22 protein-coding genes are annotated in these 25668 nt (G+C 61.6%); 13 read left to right on the plus strand and 9 right to left on the minus strand.

Annotated elements, in window-relative coordinates; all coding sequences use genetic code 11:
• Nucleotides 1-27: 27 nt before the first annotated feature.
• Entirely contained in the window at nt 28-1554 is a 1527-nt protein-coding gene (locus CO657_RS17530; protein WP_054184183.1) for a sugar ABC transporter ATP-binding protein, read from the minus strand.
• Nucleotides 1555-1828: 274 nt separating this feature from the next.
• On the opposite strand from CO657_RS17530, the gene CO657_RS17535 reads away from it, so the two are divergent.
• Complete coding sequence (locus tag CO657_RS17535; RefSeq protein WP_003590203.1) at nt 1829-2860, plus strand: LacI family DNA-binding transcriptional regulator; 1032 nt, start codon at nt 1829-1831, stop codon at nt 2858-2860.
• A gap of 61 nt (nt 2861-2921) precedes the next feature.
• Here the strand turns inward: CO657_RS17535 and xylA are convergent, their stop codons facing one another.
• From xylA to CO657_RS17560, 5 genes are all read right to left on the minus strand, one after another.
• Entirely contained in the window at nt 2922-4232 is a 1311-nt protein-coding gene (gene xylA, locus CO657_RS17540; RefSeq protein WP_054184182.1) for a xylose isomerase, read from the minus strand.
• 214 nt (nt 4233-4446) lie between these two features.
• A complete protein-coding gene (xylB, locus tag CO657_RS17545) occupies nt 4447-5901 on the minus strand; it encodes a xylulokinase (protein ID WP_054184181.1) in 1455 nt (484 codons plus the stop codon).
• A 19-nt stretch (nt 5902-5920) separates the two neighbouring features.
• Nucleotides 5921-6943, minus strand: a complete 1023-nt coding sequence (locus CO657_RS17550) for a LacI family DNA-binding transcriptional regulator (RefSeq protein ID WP_054184180.1) — start codon at nt 6941-6943, stop codon at nt 5921-5923.
• 206 nt (nt 6944-7149) lie between these two features.
• Nucleotides 7150-8748, minus strand: a complete 1599-nt coding sequence (locus CO657_RS17555) for a DHA2 family efflux MFS transporter permease subunit (RefSeq protein ID WP_003590198.1) — start codon at nt 8746-8748, stop codon at nt 7150-7152.
• Between the two features lie 27 nt (nt 8749-8775).
• Nucleotides 8776-9996 (minus strand): HlyD family secretion protein, encoded by a 1221-nt coding sequence (locus tag CO657_RS17560; RefSeq protein WP_054184179.1) that lies wholly within the window; start codon nt 9994-9996, stop codon nt 8776-8778.
• A 152-nt stretch (nt 9997-10148) separates the two neighbouring features.
• Here CO657_RS17560 and CO657_RS17565 point away from each other — a divergent pair, with 152 nt between their 5' ends.
• The 5 genes from CO657_RS17565 (at nt 10149) to lysS (ending at nt 15979) form a co-directional block, all read left to right on the plus strand.
• Nucleotides 10149-10829 (plus strand): TetR/AcrR family transcriptional regulator, encoded by a 681-nt coding sequence (locus CO657_RS17565; protein ID WP_003590194.1) that lies wholly within the window; start codon nt 10149-10151, stop codon nt 10827-10829.
• Nucleotides 10830-10933: 104 nt separating this feature from the next.
• Nucleotides 10934-11773: an AraC family transcriptional regulator gene (locus tag CO657_RS17570; protein ID WP_054184178.1), complete on the plus strand. Its 840-nt coding sequence runs from the start codon at nt 10934-10936 to the stop codon at nt 11771-11773.
• Between the two features lie 154 nt (nt 11774-11927).
• A complete protein-coding gene (locus CO657_RS17575; RefSeq protein ID WP_054184177.1) occupies nt 11928-12677 on the plus strand; it encodes a TerC family protein in 750 nt (249 codons plus the stop codon).
• Between the two features lie 244 nt (nt 12678-12921).
• Entirely contained in the window at nt 12922-14376 is a 1455-nt protein-coding gene (gltX, locus tag CO657_RS17580; RefSeq protein ID WP_054184176.1) for a glutamate--tRNA ligase, read from the plus strand.
• 109 nt (nt 14377-14485) lie between these two features.
• The gene (gene lysS, locus CO657_RS17585; RefSeq protein WP_003590188.1) at nt 14486-15979 is read left to right on the plus strand and encodes a lysine--tRNA ligase; all 1494 of its coding nucleotides are present in this window, start codon (nt 14486-14488) and stop codon (nt 15977-15979) included.
• Between the two features lie 67 nt (nt 15980-16046).
• On the opposite strand, the gene CO657_RS17590 is transcribed toward lysS, so the two are convergent.
• On the minus strand, nt 16047-16787 hold the full coding sequence (locus CO657_RS17590; RefSeq protein ID WP_054184175.1) for a hypothetical protein: 741 nt from the start codon (nt 16785-16787) through the stop codon (nt 16047-16049).
• Nucleotides 16788-16966: 179 nt separating this feature from the next.
• Here CO657_RS17590 and CO657_RS17600 point away from each other — a divergent pair, with 179 nt between their 5' ends.
• The 6 genes from CO657_RS17600 (at nt 16967) to CO657_RS17625 (ending at nt 23490) form a co-directional block, all read left to right on the plus strand.
• Entirely contained in the window at nt 16967-17875 is a 909-nt protein-coding gene (locus CO657_RS17600) for a LysR family transcriptional regulator (protein WP_017995223.1), read from the plus strand.
• Between the two features lie 119 nt (nt 17876-17994).
• Entirely contained in the window at nt 17995-19155 is a 1161-nt protein-coding gene (locus CO657_RS17605) for an ABC transporter substrate-binding protein (protein ID WP_054184174.1), read from the plus strand.
• Between the two features lie 146 nt (nt 19156-19301).
• On the plus strand, nt 19302-20288 hold the full coding sequence (locus CO657_RS17610) for an ABC transporter ATP-binding protein (protein WP_054184173.1): 987 nt from the start codon (nt 19302-19304) through the stop codon (nt 20286-20288).
• Entirely contained in the window at nt 20285-21247 is a 963-nt protein-coding gene (locus CO657_RS17615) for an ABC transporter permease (protein WP_012559007.1), read from the plus strand. The genes CO657_RS17610 and CO657_RS17615 overlap by 4 nt, the downstream gene beginning before the upstream one ends.
• Nucleotides 21237-22049, plus strand: coding sequence for an ABC transporter permease (locus tag CO657_RS17620; protein ID WP_054184172.1), 813 nt, complete (start codon nt 21237-21239; stop codon nt 22047-22049). The genes CO657_RS17615 and CO657_RS17620 overlap by 11 nt, the downstream gene beginning before the upstream one ends.
• Nucleotides 22050-22062: 13 nt before the next feature.
• Nucleotides 22063-23490: a gamma-aminobutyraldehyde dehydrogenase gene (locus CO657_RS17625; protein ID WP_054184171.1), complete on the plus strand. Its 1428-nt coding sequence runs from the start codon at nt 22063-22065 to the stop codon at nt 23488-23490.
• 141 nt (nt 23491-23631) lie between these two features.
• On the opposite strand, the gene CO657_RS17630 is transcribed toward CO657_RS17625, so the two are convergent.
• Nucleotides 23632-24255: a YjbE family putative metal transport protein gene (locus CO657_RS17630; RefSeq protein ID WP_054184221.1), complete on the minus strand. Its 624-nt coding sequence runs from the start codon at nt 24253-24255 to the stop codon at nt 23632-23634.
• 269 nt (nt 24256-24524) lie between these two features.
• Here CO657_RS17630 and CO657_RS17635 point away from each other — a divergent pair, with 269 nt between their 5' ends.
• A complete protein-coding gene (locus CO657_RS17635) occupies nt 24525-24698 on the plus strand; it encodes a DUF1328 domain-containing protein (RefSeq protein WP_003590176.1) in 174 nt (57 codons plus the stop codon).
• A 192-nt stretch (nt 24699-24890) separates the two neighbouring features.
• On the opposite strand, the gene CO657_RS17640 is transcribed toward CO657_RS17635, so the two are convergent.
• Entirely contained in the window at nt 24891-25547 is a 657-nt protein-coding gene (locus tag CO657_RS17640) for a DUF3313 domain-containing protein (RefSeq protein ID WP_054184170.1), read from the minus strand.
• Between the last annotated feature and the right edge of the window lie 121 nt (nt 25548-25668).

Here is a 25668-nt window from a genome sequence, read left to right on the forward strand (position 1 = left end):
GGGCATCTTATCTGTCCGCTTCGACCCTCAGGCCGCCGCTTTCCTCTTCAGCCCGGCGGCGTAACGCATGATCTCCTGCTCGGAGATCTCGTCCCCTTCGAGCACGCCGACGATATGCCCTTCGCGCATCACCACCACCCGCGTGCATAGCCCGATGACCTCGGGCATCTCCGACGAGACGATGATGATCGACCGGCCGTCCCGGGCCAGCGCCGAGATGAAATGATAGATCTGCTGTTTGGTGCCGACATCAATGCCGCGCGTCGGCTCGTCGATGATGATGATGTCGGGCTCGGTCTCCATGACCTTGGCGAGCAGCAGCTTCTGCTGGTTTCCGCCCGACATCCGGCCGGCGACGATATTGCCGTCGCGAACCCGGATGTCGAAGCGCCGCTTGGCTTTTGCCATCGCGGCCGCTTCGCTGCCGGGGCTGAGATAACCTCGGCGAGAATGTCTTCCGAGCGATTGCAGCGTCAGATTGGTGACCATGCCGGAGCGCAGCAGCAAGCCCTTCGACTTGCGGTCCTTGGTCATATAGGCCAAGCCGCAGCGATTGGCGGCATGCACGTCGCCGGAGGGAACGGCGGCCCCTTTGATTACCACCTCGCCCTCAAGACGGCTCCGCAACCCGGCGATCGCTTCCATCAGTTCGGTGCGGCCGGAGCCGATCATGCCGGAAAAACCGATGATCTCGCCCTTGCGCACCTCGAAGCTCGCACCTTTGACATAGCCCGTCGAAACCGAGGCGACGCTCAAGACGATCTCCTCGTCGACATCAGGCTCGACCTTGGCCGGATAAAGGCTGGAAAGTTCGCGGCCGACCATCAGCTGCGCGATCGATTCGCCGTCCAGAATGGATGTCGGCGACGTCTTGATCCATTGGCCGTCGCGCAGCACCGTGACACGATCGGTCAATTCCATCACTTCATCGAGCTTATGCGAAACGAAGACGAAGCTGGTGCCCTGATCGCGCAGCTTGCGGACCTGCTTGAACAGCATATTGGTCTCTTCCCGCGACAAGACGGCGGTCGGCTCATCCATGAACACGACCCGCGCGTCGCGGCTGATGGCCTTGGCGATTTCGACCATCTGCTTGTCGGCGATGGAAAGCGTGCTGATCAGAGCATTCTCGTCGACATGCGAACCGAGCACATCGAGAACCTTGCGTGTCTCCGAGCGCATATATTTGCGGTCGAGCACGCCGAAGCGCGTGACTTCGCGCCCGAGGAAGAGGCTCTCCGTCACGGTCAGATGTTCGGCGAGGTTGAATTCCTGGTGAATGATGACGATGCCGAGCGCCTCGGCGGCGCCGTTGGGCGGCAGGACGACGGGCTTGCCGTCGAGCAGGATCTCGCCGGAACTCGGCTGTTCGAAACCGGACAACACCTTGACGAGCGTGGATTTGCCGGCGCCGTTTTCACCCATCAACGCATGGATTTCGCCGGCGCGGAGATCGAAATTGACGCTGAAGAGCACCTGCACGCCGCTGAAGGATTTGCATATACGCCTGGCGGACAGCACCACGGGTGCGGTGTCGGCGATCTCCACGGTCATTATGCCCTCCCCCCAAGAGCGCCTTGCATCCGGCAGAACCTGCCGGCGCCGCTCCATCACCTTGAACTAGCGCACATTCCCATTCTGAAAACCGCTTGCTGTTTTCGGGTGCTCTGCGCTTGCGGCTCCCGTCCGCTTTGGAGTTTATGTAAACCTTTACATCAGGCGTGTAAAGGTTTACATGGTGGATTTACGCAGATCCGTTGAAGCCTGCCTTTGACCTGTCGACAAGTCTGTGTAGTGTCGCGGCGAAGACAGCCCAAGGCAGAGCTCAGTGTCGAATTCCACGCCCGCAACAATCGAAGACGTCGCCCGGATCGCCGAGGTCTCCATCGCGACGGTGTCCCGGGCGATCCATATGCCGGAGAAGGTCGCCAACTCCACACGGCTCAAGGTCAACCAGGCGATCGCCGTCACCGGCTATACCACGAATGCCATGGCCCGCAGCCTGAGGCTCGGCCGTTCCAACATGATCCTCGTGGTGGCGCCCGACATCGGCGACCCCAATTTCTCCAACATTCTCGTCGGGCTGGAAAACGAGGCGCGCGCGCACGGCTACGGCATCCTGATCGGCCACACGCAGAACGACGCCCAGCGCGGGCTCGAATATCTGAAATTCTTGAATTCCAACCAGGCTGCCGGGCTGATCCTGTTCACCGGCATCCTGCCCTTCGGGCATCAGACGATGACGGCGCGGCTGCCGCCGAGTGTGGGGGTTTTCGAGCCCGTCTTCAACGGCGGCATTCCCTATGTCGGCGTCGACGATACCGAGGGCGCCAGGAAAGCCGTGGACCTGCTGCTGGCCGAAGGCCATCGCAAGATCGCCTTCATCGGCGATTCGCGCACCCGGCTTGCCTATATCAGGCGCCGCATGGGCTACGATGCCGGTCTCGATGCCGCCGGCATCCCGCCCGATCTGAGGATCGTGCTCGAAGGCGACGGCACGATCGAAAGCGGCCGGCATGCGGTGGAACAGCTTTTCATGCGCGACACGCTTCCCACCGCCTTCATGTGCGTGAACGATCAGACGGCGATCGGCGTCATGGTCGGGCTCGGGGCGCGCGGCTACGACATTCCGCGTGATTTCTCTGTGACCGGTTTCGACGACGTGCCGCAGGCCGTCTTCATATCCCCGCCGCTGACGACGATCCGCCAGCCGCGGACGGCGATCGGCAAACAGGCGATGGCGCTGCTGCTGGAGCTCCTGTCCGATGGCCAGCCGACCGAGACGGAAATCCTGCTGCGGCCGGATCTGGTGGTTCGAAACTCCGTCTCCGCGCCGTCGCGCAACTGGTTGAAGCGCTGAACAGAGATTTGGCCGGCGACAAAAAATTGTGCCGGCGGCCGATGACCGCCGGCACGTTTGATTAGACGTAACGGTTGACGACGTTTTCGAGCAGTTCCTGCTTGCCGGATCTCGGCTGCGGGTTGACGTCCTTGGTCTCGACCCAGTTCGTAATCTCGTCCAACGAATATTCGCCGCGGAAGAGCTTCTGCGCCTCGGCGGATTCCCAGCCGGCATAACGATCGGCGAGCGGCTGCGACAGAGCCTTGTCCTCGATCATCCTGGCGGCGGCCTTCAGGCCGCGGGCGCAGCAATCCATGCCGCCGATATGACCGATCAGCAGATCCGCCGGGTCGAGAGACTGGCGGCGAAGCTTCGAGTCGAAGTTGGTGCCGCCAGTCTTGAAGCCGCCGCCTGCCAGAACGTGGTAGTAGGCGAGCGCCATTTCGGGAACATTGTTCGGGAACTGGTCTGTATCCCAGCCGGACTGATAGTCGTTGCGGTTCATGTCGATCGAGCCGAAGATGCCAAGCGCATTGGCAAGCGCCAGTTCGTGCTCGAAGGAGTGACCGGCCAGGATCGCATGGCCCTGCTCGATATTGAGCTTCACTTCGTTTTCTAGGCCGTGCTTTTTGAGGAAGCCGTAGACGGTCGCAACGTCGTAATCATACTGGTGCTTGGTCGGCTCCTGCGGCTTCGGCTCGATCAGGATCGTGCCCTTGTAGCCGATCTTGTGCTTGTATTCGACGACGAGGTTGAGGAAACGCCCGAGCTGGTCGAGCTCCCGCTTGAGATCGGTATTGAGCAGCGTCTCGTAACCTTCGCGGCCGCCCCAGAGCACATAGTTCTCACCGCCGAGCTTCTGCGTCGCGTCGATGCAGGTCTTCACGGTCGCGGCTGCGAAAGCGAAGACATCGGGATCCGGATTGGTCGCAGCACCCGACATGTAACGGCGGTTGGAAAAGAGGTTCGCCGTGCCCCAGAGCAGCTTGGTGCCGGTGGAAGCCTGCTTCTCGGCGAAGTAGTCGACGATCTCGTTGAGGTTTTTGGTGTTCTCAGCGAAATTTTTGCCCTCCGGACGCACGTCGGCATCATGGAAGCAGTAATAGGGCGAGCCGAGCAGCGAGAAGAATTCGAAGGCAACGTCAGCCTTGAGCTTGGCGGCCTTCATCGTGTCCTCGAACCAGGGACGCAGGAAGGTCTGGCCGCCGAAGGGATCGCCGCCCGGCCAGGTGAAGGTGTGCCAATAGGCCACCGCAAAGCGCAGATGGTCCTCCATGCGCTTGCCCATGACGATCTCGTCCGGCTGGTAGTAACGGAAGGCCAGCGGATTGGTGCTGTCAGGGCCTTCGTATTTCACTTTTTGGATATCGCCGAAAAATCCGGTGCTCATATTGGGTCTCCTTGGGTTCGTAATTCAGTCTTAGCGTTTGTGCCATCCGGCCCCCTCATCCGACCCTTCGGGCCACCTTCTCCCCGAGGGGAGAAGAGGAATGAGGCGCCGCTGCGAGTCTCTTCTCCCCAGCGGGGGTCCGAAGGACGGGTCGAGACGCGTGGCTCGACCCGGTCAGTGCGCAGGCGGATGAGGGGGCCGCTGGCTCCAGTTCTCAATGCGTCAGCGATTTGACCGCCGGATAAACTGCGCGGTAGCGCGTATAGGCATCCTCGTAAGCGCCGCTCAGCGCCGACACCGGCTCGATCGTGCCTGATGTCACCGGCGGCGTGCAGACGGCAATCGGATCGGCACCCGTCGCGGCAATCAGGCCGAGGCGGGCGGCGCCGAAGGCCGCGCCGAAATCGCCGTCGGCGGGCAGGTCGACCGGAACGCCAAGCGCGGTCGCGATCGACGCCAGCCAGTAATGCGAGCGCGAACCGCCGCCGATCGCCGTGACGCGGGAGATGCCGGTGCCGGCCGAACGCAGCGCCTCGAGATTGTCGCGGATGGCAAAGGTCACGCCTTCGAGCACCGCCTGGGTGAGAACGGCGCGGCTGCTTTCATGTTCGAGGCCGATGAAGGCGCCGCGGATGACGGCATCATTGTGCGGCGTGCGCTCGCCGGAAAGATAGGGCAGGAAGGTGACGCCGGTCGGCGCCTTCAGCGTCTCGCCGAGTTCGCCGGTGAGATCGGCCGCCGACTTGCCGGTCACGCCGGAATGCCAGTTGAGCGCATCGGTGGCCGAGAGGATGACGCCCATCTGGTGCCAGGTGTTCGGCAGCGCGTGGCAGAAGGCATGCACGGCACTTTCCGGCTTCGGCAGATAGGAGCCGTTGGCGGCAAAAAGCACACCCGACGTGCCGAGCGAAACGAAGGCGGCGCCATCGCTGACCGTGCCCATGCCGCAGGCGGAGGCGGCATTGTCGCCGGCCCCGCCGGCCACGACGACATTGCCTGAGATGCCCCATTGCGCCGCAAGTTCTGCCCGCAGCTGACCAGCCTGCGCGGTGCCTTCGACAAGCGCCGGCATCTGCTCCTCGGAAAGATTGGTGGCGGCGAGCAGTTCGGACGACCAGGCGCGCTTGCCGGTGTCGAGCCAGGAAGTGCCAGCCGAATCCGACATTTCGGAGATATAGTCGCCGGTCAGCCAGAGACGCAGGTAGTCCTTCGGGAGCAACACTTTGGCGATCTTGGCGAAAACATCGGGCTCATGCTTCTCGACCCAGGCGAGCTTCGGCGCCGTGAAGCCGGGGAAGACGATGTTGCCGGTCAGCGCGCGGAAGCGCGGATCGGCATCGAGGGCTGCAGCCTCGACGTGGCTGCGCGTATCGTTCCAGAGGATGCAGGGGCGCAGCACTTTGTCGGCCGCATCGATCAGCGTCGCACCGTGCATCTGGCCGGAAAGGCCGATGCCTTTGACCGCTGCAAGCTCTTTCGGATGTTTCGCCTTCAGGCCGGCAACGGCCTCTTCGGTGGCACGCACCCAGTGGGCCGGCTCCTGCTCCGACCAGCCGGAATGCGGACGCGAGACGTCGAGCGAACCATTGGCCGAGCCGACGATCTTCTGATCGCCGTCGATCAGCATCGCCTTGACGCCGGAGGTTCCGAGATCGAGACCGAGATACATGGGGTATTCTCCTTTGCCGTTACGGCAGATTGTCTTTCAGGAATATGTCGAGGCGGATGCGCTCCTGCGCTGCGATGACGGCAAGGCCGTCCGCCTTGGCTTTCAATATGCGGATGGCGCTGCGTACTTCATGGCCGGCATCCTGGTTGAGGATCGCATCAATCGTGTTGTCGATGAGCGCTGCGCGCGTATGGGCGGTCAGTTCATGGGCAACCACGGTCAGCGTCCGGTCGACGGCCTTCTCCTTCAGCGCCCGAATGAGGCCGCGATTGCCGGCGCCGAGGCTGTAGATGCCGACGATGCCGGCATTCCCGAGTGCATCGGCAACCAGCCTATGGGCGACCTCGGGGTCGTCGCGGCCTTCGAGAACCGGCAGGATCGCAAGATCGGGAAATTCTTCCGCCATAACAGCGGCAAAACCTTCCAGCCGCTCGCGATGGTCGCGCACCAGCATGGAGCCGGCGAGCACGGCGATCTCACCCTTTCGCGGCCCGAGAAAACGGCCGAGCAGACGGGCCGCCGTCCGGCCGGCCGCGATATTGTCGACGCCGGCATAGTGATGGCGAAGCGATCCAGTGAGATCGGAAACCAGGGTGACGATGGGAAAGCGCTCGCGCACCAGTCTGTCGACGACGGCGCGCACCTCAGGCGCATCGGTCGCGACCATCGCGATGCCGCAAGGCTTCTCCCGGGAAAGCCCTTCGAGCACTGAAACGAGGGCGGCCGGATCGAAGGCCGGGACTTCGACAATGCGGATATCGGTGCGCTCGGCCGGCGAGCGGAGAACGGCCTGCCGGATCTCCGCATTCAGCCCATGCATGAAGGAATTGTCGCTGGCCGGCAGGATGAAGACCAGCGGATAGGTGCGCCCCTTGGCGAGGTTGGCCGCGGCGACATCTCTGATATAACCGAGCTCGCGGATTGCGGTCTCGACCTTCTCCCGTGTGACGTGACGCACACCCGGGCGCTGGTTGAGAACCCGGTCGACAGTCGCAAGACTGACCCCGGCGGCGGCGGCGATATCGTGAACTGTTGGCCTCATCATTCCTCCTGACGAGACCATTAGCGCCAAATTTGATGTACGTAAATCAAAAAATCGAACAAGCCGATTGGCGCACTGTTTTTCCGACGGCCGTCTGCTTCGGACCAAGCCGACCGAGGATTACATGCTGATGACATAAGGGCTGGAAAACGGCAAATAAAAAGGTCCTCCGGAGAGGACCTTTCCATGGGGCGGCAGGCCGGAGGTCAGTGGCCGCCACCGCCTCCCCCGCCTTGCGGCGCGGGTTTCTTGATCATCGCGACACCGAAGATCATCGCAACGAAAAGCGCGGTCAGGATCAGGAACACGTCGCTGAAGGACAGGATCACCGCCTGCTTGGTGGCAAGGCCGACCATCTGCTTGATCGCGACCGAGGCGCCGTCCATGCCGTATGTGTTGAAATTGGCGGTCATGTTGTTCATCTGGTCGATCGCCGCCGGATTGCCCCAGTCCATATTCTCCCGCAGCCGCTCGTAATGCACGTCCTGGCGGTTGGTGAGCACGGTGTTGATGACCGCGAGACCGACGGCGCCGCCGAGGTTTCTGGTCAGGTTGAACAGGCCGGATGCGCCGCGGATGCGCGAGGGCGGCATCGTGCCGAGCGCGATATTGTTGATCGGCACCATGCACATCATCAGCCCGAAACCGCGCAGGATCTGCGGAATGAACAGTTCGTAGAAATCCCAATCCGCCGTCAGATGGATCATGATGTAGGTGCCGGCGGCGAAGCTGATGAAACCGATCACCATCATCAGCCGCAGGTCCATCTTCGTCGACAGCCGCCCGGCGATCGGTGCAGTGAAGAACATCGCCAGCCCGGAGACGAACATCGTCTGGCCGATCATCAGCGAATCATAGCCGCGGATGCGGCCGAGATAGACCGGGTAGATATAGGTGAGACCATAGAGGCCGATACCCATGACGAAAGAGAAGATCGAGCCGAAAGAGAAATTCCGGTTCGCAAAGGCCTTGAGATCGACGACGGGGAACTCCACCGTGAAGGCGCGATAGAAGAAGACGATGGCTCCAACGCCCGAGGCGACGGCGGCAATCGCGATGGAACTGTCGTTGAACCAGTCGTTCGAATTGCCCTCTTCGAGCACATATTCCATCGTGCCGAGGAAGATGCCCATCGAGATCAGTCCCCACCAGTCGAACTTCTTGAAGAGCGACAGTTCCGGCTTGTCGAAATCGATGAAGTTCCAGGTGACGATCGTAACGATGATGCCGGGAACGATATTGACGAGGAACAGCCAGTGCCAGGAGAAGGCGTGGCTGAGATAACCGCCGACCGTCGGGCCGATGGTCGGCGCCAGTGTCGCGATCAGGCCGATGATCGGCGAAACGATGCTGCGCTTCGACGCCGGGAAGATGGTGAAGGCGGCCGCGAACACCGACGGGATCATGCCGCCGCCGATGAAGCCTTGAATGGCGCGGTAGACGATCATCTGGTCGATATTCGTCGCCGTCGCGGCAAGCGCGCTTGCCATGGTGAAACCGGCGGCCGAGATCGCGAAAAGATAACGCGTCGAAATGATCCGCGCCAGCGTGCCCGAAAGCGGGATCATGATCACCTCAGCGATCAGATAGGCCGTCTGCACCCAGCCGACTTCGTCGCTGCCGGCCGAAAGACCGGCCTGGATTTCGGCGAGCGAGGCCGAGACGATCTGGATGTCGAGGATCGACATGAACATGCCGAGCACCATCGCGAAGAAGGCAATGAGCTTCCTCGGATCCATGTGTTCGTCAGCGTGGGCAGGCGCTGCCGGAATCGTCCCCGCTGTTGCTGTCGCGCTACCGGCCATCGGAGAACCTCCGCCTTGTCTAAAGGCTTACTTGCTCGGCGCCGTGCGGGTATCGACGTCGACGACGACGCTGAGGCCCGCGCGCAGACGCCCGCTGTCGAGCGCGTCCTGCGGCAGCGCTATGCGCACCGGCACGCGCTGGATCACCTTGGTGAAATTGCCTGTCGCATTTTCCGGCGGCAGCAGCGAGAACACCGAACCGGACGCCGGCGAGATGGACTCGACGGTGCCGACAACAGGATGGTCGCTATAGGCATCGACATGGACGTTGACCTTCGAGCCCGCAACCAGATGCTGGATCTGCGTTTCCTTGAAGTTGGCGTCGATATAGAGCTCACGCACCGGAACGAGCGCCATCAGGCGCTGGCCCGGCGAAACGAGATCGCCTTCCTGGACCGAGCGGTTGCCGACGATGCCGTCATAAGGCGCCTTGAGCACGGTGAAGGAGAGGTCGCGGGCGGCCTTGTCGCGCGAAATTTCCAGCGACCGGACCGAACCTTCGGCCTCCTTGCGCTGCGCCTGGAGGATGGTGATGTTGGCCTGAGCGGCGGTGATATTGGCGTCGCCGCCGGCAAGATTGGCCTTGGCCTGGTCGAGCGCGATATTGGCATTGTCGAGATCGGCGGCAGTGCCGACCGACTTCGCCTGCAGCTCGCTCTGGCGCTTCTGGGTGATCTCGGCACCGCGAACGGCCGCTTCGAGTGCCACCTTTTGCGCCCGCGCCTGTACGAGGCTGGCATTGGCGCCTTCGATCTGCGCGTCGATGCGCTGCAGCGAAAGCTGTTCGGTGGCGATCTGGGCCTGCGCCTGATCGAGGGCGTTCTGATAGTCGCCGTTATCAAGCGTGGCAAGCACGTCGCCCGCTTTGACTTCCTGGTTGGCGACCACATTCACCCTAGCGACGTAGCCCGTGACCTTCGGCGATATGGTTGCAATATCGCCCTCGATATAGGCGTCGTCTGTCGACACCATGAAGCGGCCGTTCGTCCACCATTCGTAACCATACCAGCCGCCACCCGCCAGAATGGCGAGAGCGACGATCGGAAGTACCGGGCTGCGGCGCTTCTTCGGAGCTGCAGGTGCAGCGACCGGAGCTGAAGCCGGCGCCGACTGCGCAGGCGCAGACGGCTTTTCCAGGGCTTCCGCCATCGGAGCTTCGGCAACGGTCGCGACTTCGGCCTTTGCCTCTCCGGCTTCGGCGTTTTCGCTGACAATCCGCGCGACGTTGCTTTTCTGGTTGCTCGACATGACCACTTTACCGATCTTGGAGTAAATAATCGAACTGAACGGTTCGGTTCAGTTGACTTAAACCTGTTTTATCGTCATATCAAGATGTATAGAACCAATCGGTTCGATTTCTTTAAAGAAAATGCGAAACCGTGAACACGGTTAATAGAGATATGACGTTGAAACCCGACCACGCCGCCGTCTTCAGCCCTCCCGTTGGCGGAGGCAGGTTTGCCGCGGGCGAAGACCCGGCCAAGCGCCAGCAGATTCTCGCCGGCGCCAAGCGTGTCTTCATGAAGATGGGCTTCGACGCCGCCAGCATGAACGACGTGACGCGCGAAGCCGGCGTCTCCAAGGGCACGCTCTACGTCTATTTCACCAACAAGGAAGAACTGTTTTCGGCGATGATCGAGGCCGAACGCGCCGCCTTCGTGGCGGCCGTGCGGACAGCCCTTGCCGAACATGACGATCCGGAAGCCGGCCTGTACGAATTCGGGATCAGCTTCGTCACCCATATGACCGATGAAAAGGTCATCAACGCCATGCGCACCGTTCTCGGCGTGCGCGACCGCATGCCGGTGCTCTGTCAACGCTTCTTCAAAGGCCCGGAAAACCTGCGCACCATCATGCGCGATTTCCTCGAACGGCAGATCACCGAAGGCAGGCTCGAGATCGACGATATCGATCTGGCTGCCGGCCAGTTTCTCGACCTCGCCAGCGGCAGTTTCTTCAAGCTCCGTCTGTTCGGAAGCATGGAAGAGCCGCCGCATCGCGACGAAATCGAGCGCGTCATTCGCGGCGCGATCCGGGTCTTCATGGCCGCCTACGGCGCGCGCCGGCACGAGAGCGCCTGATCGCATCCTTGACGGCCGCTCCCGACCGGCCGAAACTCCGCAACAACGATCAAACCCGGCTGCCGGCATTTCTCTAAAAAGGAGCGGTAACCAGGGGAGTAAGGATGAGCGCCATCGCACGGGCGATATGGTTCATAGAGAGCCATTTCGAAAGCGATCTATCGCTGGAAGAGATATCGGAAGCAGCCGGATTGTCGCGTTACCATCTGTCACGCGTCTTCGGGCTCGTCACCGGCCACTCGATCAGCGGCTATATCAGAGGCCGGCGCCTCAGCCGCGCCTTGCCCGCGCTTGTTAGCGGCTCATCCACCATTCTCGAGGTTGCGCTTTGCGCGGGCTACGGCTCGCACGAAGCTTTCACCCGTGCCTTCCGCGACCAGTTCGGCATGACGCCGGATGCGGTGCGCCGGCAGGGGCACGCCCGTAACCTTGTCTTGCTGGAGCCGATCAGAATGGACCCCGCCCACCTCAACGACCTCGAACCGCCCCGCTTCGAAAGCCTTCAGCCGATGCTCTTTGCCGGCCTGCAGGAGATCTACCCCTATGGCGGCAATGCCGCCATTCCCTCGCTCTGGCAGAAGTTCAATGCCCATTTCGGCCATATATCGGGCCAGAAAGGCAACGTCGCCTACGGCATCTGCATGCATATCGACGGCGAAGCGGAGAAATTCCGCTATATGGCCGCGGTCGAGATCTCCGATGCCGGTGATCTGCCGGCGGACTTTGCAACCCTCAAGCTTCCAGGCCAGCGCTACGTCGTCTTCACTCATCGCGGCCATGTCTCCGGCATTCCCGCGACCATGCACCGGATTTTCGGCACATGGTGGCCGACCTCCGGCCTGGAGCACGGCGAGACGCCCGACATGTTCGAACGCTACGACGAGCGCTTCGACCCCTATACCGGCATGGGCATCACCGAAATCTGGTTGCCGATCAAAGCATGACGCCGAAAAGTGTGAGCGGTTTTCTCATGACACCCTGTTCTAGGGAATAAAAGTCACATCGATTGCGTATACCCCCTTGCGGCGCTTGCGTGGCAGGCCGTCGACATTACATTGCGCGCGTCATTCATCATGTGACGCAAAGAGGTATACGCTGATGCAGGAAATCATGACGCTCATTCAGGATCCGGCCGCCTGGGTGGCGCTCATCACGCTGGTGGTGATGGAAGTCGTTCTCGGGATCGACAACCTGATCTTCATTTCCATTCTCACCAACAAATTGCCGCCCGAGCACCGGGAGAGGGCCCGCAAGATCGGTATCGGTCTTGCGCTGGTCATGCGCCTGGCTCTTCTCGGCACCGTCGCCTGGATCGTGCAGTTGACCGAACCGCTGTTTACGGCTTTCGGACACGGCTTCTCCTGGAAGGATCTGATCCTGATCGCCGGCGGCCTGTTCCTCGTCTGGAAAGCCACCAAGGAAATTCACCACACCGTCGACCCGATCGACCATCAGGAGGATTTCATCGCGAAATCCGTCACCACCGGCTTTGCATCGGCGATCGGCCAGATCCTGCTGCTCGACCTCGTCTTCTCGGTCGACAGCATCATCACCGCCGTCGGCATGACGCCGCATCTGCCGATCATGGTGATCGCCGTCATCGCCGCCGTCACCGTCATGCTGGTTGCCGCAAACCCGCTTGCCAACTTCATCGAGAGGAACCCGACGATTGTCATGCTGGCACTCGCCTTTCTGCTGATGATCGGCACGACGCTGATCGCCGAAGGCATGGGCTTCCATGTGCCGAAGGGCTACATCTACGCCGCCATGGCCTTCTCGGCAGCGGTCGAGGTGCTCAACATGATCGCGCGCAACGCCCGCAACCGGAAACGCGACGGCGCCCACTGAGACCGAAGCGGGACGGCGCGCCGCAACCGGTGCGCCGTCCCTCACCGCCCTCGGGCCTTTGCAGACGTGGTTTTTCTTGACGCGCCCGGTTGAATATGGCCTAAGGCCAGCCGAACGGACGATCGGCGGATAGTGCGGGCGGATGCCCTTTTTCGGCCGGTTTGCCGATGAAGATATCTGCATCCTTCGGCCGAACGTCGCTTTCCCCGGAAAGCCGTCCGGCGTTCATTGACGGGCCATACCAATGACAACTTCCGGCGTCCGCGTCCGCATCGCTCCCTCGCCGACCGGCGAGCCGCATGTCGGCACCGCTTACATCGCTCTCTTCAACTACCTTTTCGCCAAGAAGCACGGCGGCGAGTTCATCTTGCGCATCGAGGATACCGACGCGACGCGCTCGACCCCGGAATTCGAGACCAAGGTATTGGACGCCCTGAAATGGTGCGGGCTGGAATGGAAGGAAGGCCCTGATATCGGCGGTCCCTACGGCCCCTACCGCCAGTCCGACCGCAAGCCGATGTACCAGCCTTACGCGGAGGAACTGCTGGACAAGGGCCACGCCTTCCGCTGTTTCTGCACGCCCGCGCGTCTCGAACAGATGCGCGAGGCGCAGCGCGCCGCCGGCAAGCCGCCGAAATATGACGGCCTCTGCCTCAGCCTGACGGCAGAGGAAGTGACCTCGCGCATGGCAGCCGGCGAGACGACCGTCATTCGCATGAAGATCCCGACTGAGGGCTCCTGCGACTTCACCGACGGCGTCTACGGCGATGTCTCCATCCCCTGGGATTCGGTCGACATGCAGGTGCTGATCAAGGCCGACGGCATGCCGACCTATCACATGGCCAACGTCATCGACGACCATCTGATGAAGATCACCCATGTGGCGCGCGGCGAGGAATGGCTGGCTTCGGTGCCGAAGCACATCCTGCTCTATCGCTATTTCGGCTGGGACCAACCGGTCTTCATGCATCTGTCGCTGATGCGCAATGCCGACAAGTCGAAGCTGTCGAAGCGCAAGAACCCGACCTCGATCTCCTATTATTCCGCGCTCGGTTATATCCCCGAGGCACTGATGAACTTTCTCGGCCTGTTCTTCATCCAGATCGCCGAAGGCGAAGAGCTGTTGACGATGGACGAGCTGTCGGAAAAGTTCGACCCGGAAAACCTTTCGAAGGCCGGCGCGATCTTCGACATCCAGAAGCTCGACTGGCTGAACGGCCGCTGGATCCGCGAGAAACTGTCCGAAGAGGAATTCCAGGCGCGGGTGCTCAGCTGGGCGATGGAAAACGACCGCCTGAAGGCGGGTCTCCGCCTGTCGCAGACGCGCATTTCCAAGCTCGGCGAGCTGCCCGATCTCGCTGGCTTCCTGCTGAAGTCCGATCTCGGCCTGCAGCCGTCCGACTTCGCCAAGATCAAGTCTCCGCCGGAGGAGATCCTGGAGATCCTCAACACCGTTCAGCCGGATCTGGAAAAGATTTTGGAATGGAATGTCGAGACGATCGAGGCGGAGCTGCGCGCCATCGCAGACCGCATGGGCAAGAAGCTGAAGGTCGTGGTCTCGCCGCTCTTCGTCGCCGTATCAGGCTCGTCGCGTTCGCTGCCGCTCTTCGATTCCATGGCGATCCTCGGCCGCTCCGTCGTGCGCCAGCGCCTGAAGCTCGCCGCCCAGGCCGTCGCCGCCCTCGTCGGCTCGAAATGACAGCCGAAGCCCTCCCCTTTGTGGGGAGGGTCAGGCCGAGCCAGCCGCCGCGCTTCGAACCGCGGAACCATTGATTTAGAATTCGTGCCGCATCGATGAGGCGAATGACATGAACGACAAGACCGAAAACACCCTTTCCTCCGACGTGACGGAGGTGCGCGCCCAGAAGCTGAAGCTGCTGCGCGAGCAGATCGGCGACGTCTATCCGGCGCATTTCCACCGGACGCTGACCAATGCCGAGCTTGGCGCCAAGTACGAATCTCTGGAGCCCGACGTCGAGACGCAGGATGTCGTCACCGTCGCCGGCCGCGTCTATTCCTCGCGCAACTCCGGCATGTTCATGGATATCCATGACGCCTCCGGCAAGATCCAGATCTTCAGCCACAAGGACACGACGCCGGAAGAGGCCCGCGCTTTGCTGCCGATGATCGACATCGGCGATATCATCGGCGTCACCGGCATCGTGCGCCGCACCAAGCGCGGCGAGCTGACGATCAACGCCCAGAAGATCGAGATGCTGACCAAGTCGCTGCTGCCGATGCCCGAGAAGTGGCACGGCCTCTCCGACATCGAGCTGCGGTATCGCAAGCGCCATCTCGACATTATGACCAACGAGGATTCGAAGCTTCGCTTTCAGCAGCGCTCGAAGATCGTCTCCGGCATCCGCCGCTTCATGGAGAATGACGGCTTCATGGAAGTCGAGACGCCGATGCTGCAATCGATCTATGGCGGCGCCACCGCCGAGCCGTTCAAGACGCATCACAACACGCTGAAGCTCGACATGTATCTGCGCATCGCGCCGGAACTGTTCCTGAAGCGCACGCTGGTCTCCGGTCTTACCGACAAGGTCTTCGAGATCAACCGGAACTTCCGTAACGAAGGCGTCTCCACCCGGCACAATCCCGAATTCACGATGATGGAGTGTTATTGGGCCTATGCCGATTACGAGGACATGATGGACCTTGTCGAGCGGCTGTTCGAAACCCTGGCGCTCTCCATCCATGGCACCACCGAATTCGATTTCGGCGACAAGCAGCTGTCCTTCAAGGGTCCGTTCAAGCGCGTACCGATGCCTGACGCCGTCAAGCAGGTGACCGGCATCGATTTCCTTGCGATCAAGACCGACGAGGAAGCCCGTGCCGCCGCCAAGGCTGCCGGCTTCGCTGTCGAGAAGGATTGGACCTGGGGCGAGTGCCTTGCCTTCATCTTCGAGGAAAAGGTTGAATCGACATTGATCCAGCCGTCTCACGTTACGCATTTCCCGAAGGACATTTCACCCTTCGCCAAGGAAGTGCCGGGCGAACCGCGGCTCGTCGAGCGCTTCGAGACTTATTGCAACGCCTGGGAACTCGGCAACGCCTTCTCCGAACTCAACGATCCCGAAGAGCAGCGCCGCCGCATGGTCGAGCAGCTCGAACAGGCGCATGCCCGCGGCGAAAAGGAAAAGCAGCTGGACGAGGAATTCCTCGACGCGATCGACCAGGGCATGCCGCCGGCCGGCGGCCTCGGCATCGGCGTCGACCGCCTGATCATGCTTTTGACCAACGCCCCGTCGATCCGCGACGTCATCCTCTTCCCGGCCCGCCGCAACAAGGCCGACTGACGGGAATAGACGTCAAAACAACATAAGCGGAGTGCCGGCCGGCGCTCCGCATTTTTATGCCGTTCGTTCAGTGGGTCTTTGGCGCTTCTGCCGGCGGTTCTTCGGCCGGTGCCTCGGCCACCACGTCGGTGCCGGCGCCCTCGGCGGCAGGCGCCGTTTCGCTTTCGGCCGCCGGTGCTGCGCCATGTGCGCCGCCTGAGGCCTTCTTGCCCTTTTCCTCACTCTTGGTCGAGCCGACCGCGACCGGGTCGACGCAATCCTCGGGATCCTTGAAACCGGCGCTGATCATGGCGATCTCATCCACCGGCAGATCGATCCGCTCACCGAAGAACAGCCCGTTTTCGCTGGCCCTGCCGTCATAGTAGCGCGCGGTATAGGACTTGTCGTCGAGGCCGGGAACGGTCTTGTCGGGATGCGGGATATAGACGACATCGGCGCCAATTGCCCGGCCACGGATGTCGGCGCGCAATGTCGGGCCATTCTCGTCGAGCACCACCACCTGGACCAGATCCGGCTTCTGCGCGGCATAAACGGCCTGCGCGACACGCAGCGCGGTCCTGACGCGGGTCATCCCGTCGGTCGGTTCGGTCTTGATGTATTTGCGCACCCAGATGTGGTTCTGCTTCCGGATCGTCACCAGATTGACGTCGCTGCATTCGAGCCCGTAGCCACCACCGGCGGCACCGATCAGCCTGTCCTTGCCGACATAAACGGCCGCGCCGCCGGAAACGCCCGCCAGAAGAGCGACTCCACCGATGATGATTGCCAATTTCCGGGAAGGCCGGAACATGCGCAGTAAGGCCTTCACGCCAACTGCTCCGCCATCTGAAACTCCAACGCAGGACAAGTGCTGATAATGCTAAGGAAATGACGTTTCCGAAAGTTTAAGTGAGGGTGCGAAGCCTGCGCCATTTTGAGAAAAGACCAAAAAAGGTCCGCTTTTTTCAGCCGCTTGCCACGGCCTGTTTCGCCATGCTCTAAACGCTGATGGCCTTCACGCTTCGCCAGGTTCAATATTTTGTCGCCGTCGCCGAACAGGGCTCGGTAACGCGCGCCGCACAGAACCTGTCGATCTCGCAATCCTCGGTGACGGAGGCGCTGAAAGAACTCGAAACCGACCTCGGCGTTGCGCTCTTCGAGCGCCATCCGCGCGGCCTGACGATCACCCATAACGGCCACCAGTTCCTGCGTCACGCGACGAAGATTCTCGCCTCCGTCTCCGATGCGCGCACCAGCTTCTCCGGCCAGCAAAGCGCGCTTTCCGGCACGCTGAACATCGGCGTCACCTCGCTTGTCGCCGGCTATGTGCTCTCCGACCTCCTGGCGCGATACCGGCGTGCCTGCCCGGGCATCGAGGTCAGCGCCATCGAGGACAATGGCGGTTACCTCGAACATCTCCTCGTCGGCGGCGAACTCGACGTAGCCGTCATGGTGATCTCGAACCTGCGCGACCGCATGGCGCTGCAGGCCGAGATCCTCGAAACCTCGCCCTATCGGCTCTGGCTGCCGATGGGCCATCCGCTGGTATCGGCCGACATCATCTCCGTCGCCGACATCGCCCGCGAACCGCTGATCATGCTGACCGTCGACGAAATCGAGGAGAATACCGGCAAGCTGCTCTCGGCCCTCGGCGCCCGTCCGCACGTCGCCTTCCGCACCCGCTCGGTGGAGGCGGTGCGCAGCCTGGTGGCGACAGGCGCCGGCGTGGCGCTGCTTCCCGACCTTGTCTACCGTCCATGGTCGCTCGAAGGCGACCGGATCGAAAGCCGCGACGTCTCCGGATCGCTGCCAGTCGTCCAGGTCGGCATGGTCTGGCGCAAGGGCTCCAGCCTGCCGCAGGCGGCACGCGATTTCGTCGGCATCGCCGAGAGTCTGCGGTCCGGCCGCATCCGCTGATATCGGAATTTCCGATAACGCCTTTCTGATAAATGAATTTGCGAAAGCGGCCTTTTCGCGTCACCTTCTTCCTAGGGAACAAACCGCCACGGAAAGTGGCACAGACCGGGAGACGGATGATGATCAATCGCTTGAAATCCTGCACGGCAGCGCTCGCCTGCCTGAGCTTCGCGACGCAGGTGATTGCCGCCGAACCGCTGAAGGCGCTCGGCAAGGGCGAAGGAGCGGTCAGCATTGTCGCCTGGGCCGGCTATATCGAACGCGGCGAAACCGATAAGAACTACGACTGGGTGAGCGATTTCGAAAAGGAGACCGGCTGCAAGGTCTCCGTCAAGACCGCCGCCACCTCGGATGAAATGGTTTCGCTGATGAACGAGGGCGGCTTCGACCTCGTCACCGCATCGGGCGACGCGTCGCTGCGCCTCATCGCCGGCAAGCGTGTCCAGCCGATCAACACCGATCTGATCCCGAGTTTCAAGACGGTCGACGAGCGCCTGCAGAAAGGCCCATGGTATACGGTCGGCGACGTGCACTACGGCGTGCCCTATCTCTGGGGGCCGAATGTGCTGATGTATAATACCGATACCTTCAAGGACGAGGCGCCGACCAGCTGGAATGTCGTCTTCGAGGAGCAGACCCTGCCCGACGGCAAGTCGAACAAAGGCCGCGTCCAGGCCTATGACGGCGCGATCTATATCGCCGACGCCGCCCTGTATCTTATGGCTCACAAGCCGGATCTCGGCATCAAGGACCCTTACGAACTGACCGAAGACCAGTACAAGGCGGCCCTCGACCTGCTGCGCGGCCAGCGCAAGCTCGTCTCCCGCTATTGGCACGATGCAATGATTCAGATCGACGACTTCAAGAACGAAGGTGTCGTCGCCTCCGGCTCCTGGCCCTTCCAGGTCAACCTACTGCAGGCCGACAAGCAGAAGATCGCTTCCACATTCCCGGATGAAGGCGTCACGGGCTGGGCCGACACCACCATGCTGCACGTCGACAGCGAACATCCGAACTGCGCCTATATGTGGATGGAACATTCGCTGCAGGCCAAGGTCCAGGGCGACGCCGCCGCCTGGTTCGGCGCCGTGCCCTCGGTTCCCGCCGCCTGCAAGGGCAACGAACTGATGGGCGATGCCGGCTGCGCCACCAACGGCTTCGATCACTTCGACAAGATCAAGTTCTGGAAAACCCCGGTCGCCAAGTGCACGACGCAGAGCGAATGCGTACCCTATCATCGCTGGGTGTCGGATTATATCGGCGTGATCGGCGGACGGTAATTGCGTCAAGCCCCTCACCCTAACCCTCTCCCCGCTTGCGGGGAGAGGGGACGTGCCCTGCGACAAGCCCTGTGAACGAAAGCAGCGCCACGAGGCAGGGCGGATGAGGGGCCGACACTGCAGAACATAGTGATCCGGAGTTCCCAATGACCTCAGCCGTCCGCTTCCAGCAGGTATCGCGCCATTTCGGCCAGGTTCGCGCCGTCGACGGCGTCGATCTTGAGATCGCGCCCGGCGAATTCTTCGCCATGCTCGGTCCGTCCGGCTCCGGCAAGACGACATGCCTGAGATTGATCGCCGGCTTTGAGCAGCCGAGCGCCGGTCATATCCAGATCTTCGGCGAGACGGCAGACGGCGTTCCGCCCTATCGCCGCAACGTCAACACCGTGTTTCAGGATTACGCCCTCTTCCCGCATCTCAATATCCTCGACAATGTCGCCTACGGGCTGATGGTCAAGGGGATCGGCAATGCGGAGCGGATGAAGGCGGCGGGCGATGCCCTCGAACTCGTCAAGCTGCCGGGCTACGGCGCCCGCCGGCCCGGTCAGCTATCCGGCGGCCAGCGGCAGCGTGTGGCGCTTGCCCGCGCCCTCGTCAACAAGCCGAAGGTGCTGTTGCTCGACGAGCCGCTCGGTGCGCTGGACCTGAAGCTGCGCGAGCAGATGCAGGAGGAATTGAAGAGCCTGCAGCGCGCGCTCGGCATCACCTTCGTCTTCGTGACGCACGATCAGGGCGAGGCGCTGTCCATGGCCGATCGTGTCGCCGTCTTCAACAATGGCAATATCGTCCAGGAAGGCACGCCGCAGGATATCTACCGCCGCCCGAAGACCCGCTTCGTCGCCGATTTCGTCGGCTCCTCGAACGTGATCGCACCAGATTTGATGGCCTCGCTCGGCGGCGAGAAACGCTGGGCGAGCCTGCGCCCCGAGGCGATCCACCTGGCAAACGACGGCGTCGAGGCGACGATCGAAAATGCAAGCTTCCTCGGCGCCGCCACCCGTCTCGGCGTCGATCTCAGGGGCAGCCGGCTGCATGTGATGCTGCCGGCAGGCGCGCCTGTGCCTGATGTCGGCGCCGGCATCCGCCTCGCCTGGCAGCCTGCCGATATCCACTACATGGACGACGCGGCATGACGGCACTCACCATCTCCAACGCCAAGACATCGATCCTTCCCGGACGCAGCGGTTTCTTCGGCCGGATGTCGGATGCCTTCTGGCGGCACCCGAAGCTCTTACTCTTCCTGATGCTGACGCCGCCGCTGCTTTGGCTCGGCATCATCTATATCGGTTCGCTGATCGCCCTGCTGCTGCAGAGCTTCTTCTCCATCGACGATTTTTCCGGCCTGGTGAATTACGAATTCACCCTTGCGACCTATGCCCAGCTTCTGAGCCCGACGAATTTCGACATCATCATCCGCACAGTCGTGATGGCGGCGCTGGTCACCATCGCTTCCGCATTGATCGCCTTCCCGATCGCCTACTACGCGGCGCGTTATGCCCAAGGCAAATGGAAGGTGCTCTTTTATCTCGGCGTCATGCTGCCGCTCTGGTCGAGCTATCTCGTCAAGATCTACGCCTGGAAACTGATCCTCGCCAAGGAAGGCATCCTCACCTGGATCTTCGAGAGGCTGCATCTCTCCTGGCTGCTCGACGGCATCCTCAATCTGCCGGTCGTCGGCGGCAATTCGCTCTCGGTGAGCTACCTCGGCACCTTCATCGTCTTCGTCTACATCTGGCTTCCCTATATGATCCTGCCGACGCAGGCGGCCCTCGAACGCGTGCCAGGCAACCTGATCGAGGCCTCGGCCGATCTCGGCGCCACCCCGCGCCAGACCTTCCGCACCGTGCTGCTGCCCTTGGCGCTCCCCGGCATCGTCGCCGGTTCGATCTTCACCTTCTCGCTGACATTGGGCGATTACATCATCCCGCAAATCATCGGCTCGTCCAGGCTCTTCATCGGCCAGGCCGTCTATGCCCAGCAGGGAACGGCCGGCAACGTGCCGCTCGCCGCCGCCTTCTCCGTCGTGCCGATCGTCATCATGGCGCTTTACCTGTCGCTCGCCAAAAAACTGGGAGCCTTCGATGCGCTCTGATCTCAAAACGTCGCCGCTGCCCTTGAAGATCGCTGCCGCCGGCGGGCTGCTCTTCCTGCACCTGCCGATCCTGCTGATCTTCGTCTATGCCTTCACCACCGAGGAGAAGAGCTATCAATGGCCGCCGCCCGGCCTGACGCTGCAGTGGTTCGCTGTCGCCTGGAACCGGCCGGACGTCTGGTCGGCGCTTGGCCTTTCCGTGCAGGTCGCCGTCATCGCCACGGCGATCGCACTCATCCTCGGCACACTCTGCGCGGCGGCCGTCAGCCAGACGAAATTCTTCGGCCGCGAGGCGATCTCGCTGCTCGTCATCCTGCCGATCGCGCTTCCCGGCATCATCACCGGCATTGCGCTGCGATCCGCCTTCAGTCTGTTCGACATTCCCTTCTCGGTCTGGACCATCGTGCTCGGCCACGCCACCTTCTGCGTGGTCGTCGTCTACAACAATGCGGTCGCCCGCTTCCGCCGCACCTCCGGCTCGCTGATCGAGGCGTCGATGGATCTCGGCGCCGACGGCTTCCAGACCTTCCGCCATGTCATCCTGCCGAATATCGGCACCGCCCTCCTCGCCGGCGGCATGCTGGCTTTCGCATTGTCCTTCGACGAGGTCATCGTCACCACCTTCACCGGCGGCCAACAATCGACCTTGCCGATCTGGATGCTTGAAGAACTGATCCGCCCGCGCCAGCGGCCCGTCACCAATGTGGTCGCCATGCTCGTGGTGCTCGTCACCTTTCTGCCGATCCTGGCAGCCTATTACCTCACCCGCGACGGCGACCAGATTGCCGGCGCCGGCAAATAACAGGGAGAACATCATGGATACGCAGATGCTGATCGGTTCCCGCTTCGAAAACGGCACGGAGACGGAAGAGCACATCCTGAACCCGAAGACCGGCGAGACGGTGACCGACCTGCCCGAGGCCTCGCTCTCCCAGGTCGACGCCGCCGTCGATGCCGCCGAAAAAGCCTTCAGGAGCTGGTCGCAGATGACACCGGGCGAACGTTCCGGCTACCTCCTGAAGATCGCCGACGCCATCGAGAAGGATGCCGCCGGCTTCGCCACACTGGAGGCGCTGAACTGCGGCAAGCCGATCAATGCGGTGCTGAACGACGAAATCCCGGCAATCGTCGATTGTTATCGCTTCTTCGCCGGCGCCGTGCGCAACCTGCACGCCCCGGCCGCCGGCGAATACCTGCCCGGCCACACCTCGATGATCCGCCGCGATCCGATCGGCATCGTCGGCTCGATCGCGCCGTGGAACTATCCGCTGATGATGATGGCCTGGAAGCTGGCGCCGGCGATCGCCGGCGGCAATACCGTCGTCTTCAAGCCTTCCGAGCAGACGCCGCTGACGGCACTGAAGATGGCCAAGCTGCTCTCCGACATCCTGCCCGAAGGCGTCGTCAACGTCATCCTCGGCCGCGGCGAAAGCGTCGGCAACGCCCTCATCAACCATGCCAAGATCGGCATGGTCTCGATCACAGGCGATGTCGCCACCGGCAAAAAGGTGCTGCAGGCCGCCGCCAAGACGGTCAAGCGCACCCATCTGGAACTCGGCGGCAAGGCCCCGGTCATCGTCTTCGACGATGCCGACATCGACGCCGTCGTGTCAGGCATCCGCACCTTCGGCTATTACAATGCCGGCCAGGACTGCACAGCCGCCTGCCGCATCTATGCCGATGCCAAGGTCTACGACAATTTCGTCGCCGATCTTTCCTCGGCAGTATCGAGCATCCGCTTCAACCAGGCCGACGATACCGAAAACGAGATCGGCCCGCTGATCTCCAGGCGCCAGCGCGACCGCGTCGAAAGCTTCGTCGCCCGCGCTTCCGAGCACAAGCACATGGAGGTCACCACCGGCGGCAAGGTCTCCGGTGACAAGGGCTTCTTCTTCACCCCGACGGTCATTGCTGGCGCGCTGCAGGACGACGAGATCGTCCGACGCGAGGTCTTCGGCCCGGTCGTCTCGGTCACTCGCTTTTCCGATGCCGACGATGCCGTCGCCTGGGCAAACGACAGCGATTACGGCCTCGCCTCCTCGGTCTGGACCAAGGATATCGGCCGCGGCATGAAGACGGCCGCCCGGCTGCAATATGGCTGCACCTGGATCAACACGCATTTCATGCTGGTCAACGAAATGCCGCATGGCGGTCTGAAACAATCGGGCTACGGCAAGGACATGTCGACCTACGCGCTGGAGGATTACACCGCCGTGCGCCATGTGATGATCAATCACAGCTGACCTTCGTTAGAGCATGATGTTTCTCATGGCATCATGCGCTAACTCTTTAATTGAGAACAGGATTCGGAGGGAGACCCAGACGCCACGATCCGTCGTTGCCGGCGGAGGCGGGTTTTCGGCATTGGTTCGCCCCGGGGGATCTCAGGCTGTGTGGTTATAAAGTGCCAGCAATTGACTGCCACCGCTCCAGATCATGTCGATCGCGACATAGACGATGATCGCAAGGCCGAACCAACCGATCCACCGAAAGCGGTTGAGCAGCCTGGCGACGAAATTCGACGCGACGCCCATCAACAGCACCGAGAGGATCAGCCCGAAGATCAGTGCGCTCATATTGTCCTTCGCCGCTCCGGCGACGGCGAGCACATTGTCGAGCGACATCGAGACGTCGGCGAAGATGATCTGGCCAATCGCCTGCCGGAAGAGTTTCGGCTTGATATGCGCGACGGCTTCGCCGGCGTGAGCCTCGTCCGCGCCCCCCGATATGAGCTCGCGGCCCATCGTCCAGCAGATCCAGAGCAGCATCAGGCCGCCGGCGAGCGTGATGCCGGTGATCGCCAGAAGCTTGGCGGCGATGACCGCGAAGACGATGCGGATGACGGCAGCCGCCGCAATACCGACGGCGATTGCCTTGCCGCGCAGCTCGCTGACGAGGCCAGCGGCAGCCATGCCGATGACGATGACATTGTCTCCCGACAGCAGGAGATTGATCATGATCACTTCGAAATAGGCGGAAAACGTATGCTGATCCAGAAAAGCTGGCATGGTGATCGAGCTTTCATCGACGGGGCAATCGACAGTCTCTTCAAACAGATCGGACAGGCTTTGAAAAGACCCGTATTCCTGATGCATGTCGCCCGGAAGCGTGCAGCGGTTCCGGGATAACGACATGCATCAAAACAAGAGCTAAAGCGCGTCGCATGAATCATATTCGATGCGGCGCGCTTTGGAAGAGAACGTCATTCCACTCCAAACGATCCGGAACAATTTGCCCGTTGCAGCGTCTTTCTCAGGCAACCGCAAAGGATGACGTCATGCTGAAATGGGCTCTGATATTTTTCGTAATTTCGATCATCGCCGGCTTTTTCGGTTTCTCCGGCGTCTCGGCAGCCACCGCGACGATCGCCCGCGTTCTCTTCGGCATCGCGCTGGTGATCTTCCTGATCTTCCTGGTTCTCGCGCTGATGGCCGGCCAGGCGGTCTTTTGACGGAGAAACGCTCTGGTTTCTTCCCAACACACGATTTGGGGAGAGGGAGATGAATGGGCGGCCGCATGGCTTGCGCTTGCCGCCCCATTCCCACTGACGCGCCTCTGGCCGAATACAGCGCCTCTCGCCCTGTACCCGGCCATCTTGAACAGTCCTTGACTGTTTTGCGCAGCCGCTTTCCGAGCCTGCAGCCTATTTCAACTCGGCAAGGAGAGCGTCGGCGCCCTTGCGGACGCCCACCATCGAGGCATCCATCGCCGAGAAGCTGGCGCCGATATTCATCGCATTGGGATATTGTTTGGTGACGTAGGAAGACAGGAGGCGATTGCTCGTCGCATCATAGATCTCAACGGCATAATTCACCGAACCGGTCATCGAGCCTTCGCGGCCGCGAGCGGCCTGGACGGTGTTGTACAATCCACCTGCGACGTCGATGTGCGAGACCGTTCCGAGGACCGCCGTCGTCGCCTTTGCGCCCGTCAGCGTCAGATGCAATCTGAGTGTTGCAGGAGCAGCGACGTTGACGATTGCAAAGCGCGTATTCAATTTTTCCGTAAACTGCTGCTGCATGTAATTGGCCAGCAAAGCCTTGTCTTTTTCAGGGACCTTGCCGAACTGATTGTCTGGACCGTTATAGACGGTCACGGGATCTACGATGATCCTGCTGTATTGGCTCCAGTTGACGTTCGTCTGGTAACGATACGGCATGCGGCCGGTTTTATCCGCAATGTTCGGCTGGAGCTGCGATGCCGAAGCAAGTCCGGCATAAACCGTCGGGTCAGGGGTCGAGCAGGCGGCAAGGCTCAGGCAGGCGAGCAGCGCGGCACCGATTTTCAGCTTTTTTATCAAGGATCTGGCTCCAGCTTTTGGGAATGCCGAAAGGCATGGGATCGGCTGGGACCGGTTTTATGGAATTCGAGTGTTGCTGTGTTTGCTATGATGTGTGGAAATGTTCGTGAACCGTCATCGA

It is taken from the genome of Rhizobium acidisoli (assembly GCF_002531755.2).
Lineage (GTDB): Bacteria > Pseudomonadota > Alphaproteobacteria > Rhizobiales > Rhizobiaceae > Rhizobium > Rhizobium acidisoli.

Coding starts and splice junctions, on each gene's coding strand:
- CO657_RS17530 (WP_054184183.1), bottom strand. CDS start 1,554: ATGACCGTGGAGATCGCCGACACCGCACCCGTGGTGCTGTCCGCCAGG.
- xylA (WP_054184182.1), bottom strand. CDS start 4,232: ATGAGCACCGGATTTTTCGGCGATATCCAAAAAGTGAAATACGAAGGC.
- xylB (WP_054184181.1), bottom strand. CDS start 5,901: ATGTATCTCGGTCTCGATCTCGGAACCTCCGGCGTCAAGGCGATGCTG.
- CO657_RS17550 (WP_054184180.1), bottom strand. CDS start 6,943: ATGAGGCCAACAGTTCACGATATCGCCGCCGCCGCCGGGGTCAGTCTT.
- CO657_RS17555 (WP_003590198.1), bottom strand. CDS start 8,748: ATGGCCGGTAGCGCGACAGCAACAGCGGGGACGATTCCGGCAGCGCCT.
- CO657_RS17560 (WP_054184179.1), bottom strand. CDS start 9,996: ATGTCGAGCAACCAGAAAAGCAACGTCGCGCGGATTGTCAGCGAAAAC.
- CO657_RS17565 (WP_003590194.1), top strand. CDS start 10,149: ATGACGTTGAAACCCGACCACGCCGCCGTCTTCAGCCCTCCCGTTGGC.
- CO657_RS17570 (WP_054184178.1), top strand. CDS start 10,934: ATGAGCGCCATCGCACGGGCGATATGGTTCATAGAGAGCCATTTCGAA.
- CO657_RS17575 (WP_054184177.1), top strand. CDS start 11,928: ATGCAGGAAATCATGACGCTCATTCAGGATCCGGCCGCCTGGGTGGCG.
- gltX (WP_054184176.1), top strand. CDS start 12,922: ATGACAACTTCCGGCGTCCGCGTCCGCATCGCTCCCTCGCCGACCGGC.
- lysS (WP_003590188.1), top strand. CDS start 14,486: ATGAACGACAAGACCGAAAACACCCTTTCCTCCGACGTGACGGAGGTG.
- CO657_RS17600 (WP_017995223.1), top strand. CDS start 16,967: ATGGCCTTCACGCTTCGCCAGGTTCAATATTTTGTCGCCGTCGCCGAA.
- CO657_RS17605 (WP_054184174.1), top strand. CDS start 17,995: ATGATCAATCGCTTGAAATCCTGCACGGCAGCGCTCGCCTGCCTGAGC.
- CO657_RS17610 (WP_054184173.1), top strand. CDS start 19,302: ATGACCTCAGCCGTCCGCTTCCAGCAGGTATCGCGCCATTTCGGCCAG.
- CO657_RS17615 (WP_012559007.1), top strand. CDS start 20,285: ATGACGGCACTCACCATCTCCAACGCCAAGACATCGATCCTTCCCGGA.
- CO657_RS17620 (WP_054184172.1), top strand. CDS start 21,237: ATGCGCTCTGATCTCAAAACGTCGCCGCTGCCCTTGAAGATCGCTGCC.
- CO657_RS17625 (WP_054184171.1), top strand. CDS start 22,063: ATGGATACGCAGATGCTGATCGGTTCCCGCTTCGAAAACGGCACGGAG.
- CO657_RS17630 (WP_054184221.1), bottom strand. CDS start 24,255: ATGCCAGCTTTTCTGGATCAGCATACGTTTTCCGCCTATTTCGAAGTG.
- CO657_RS17635 (WP_003590176.1), top strand. CDS start 24,525: ATGCTGAAATGGGCTCTGATATTTTTCGTAATTTCGATCATCGCCGGC.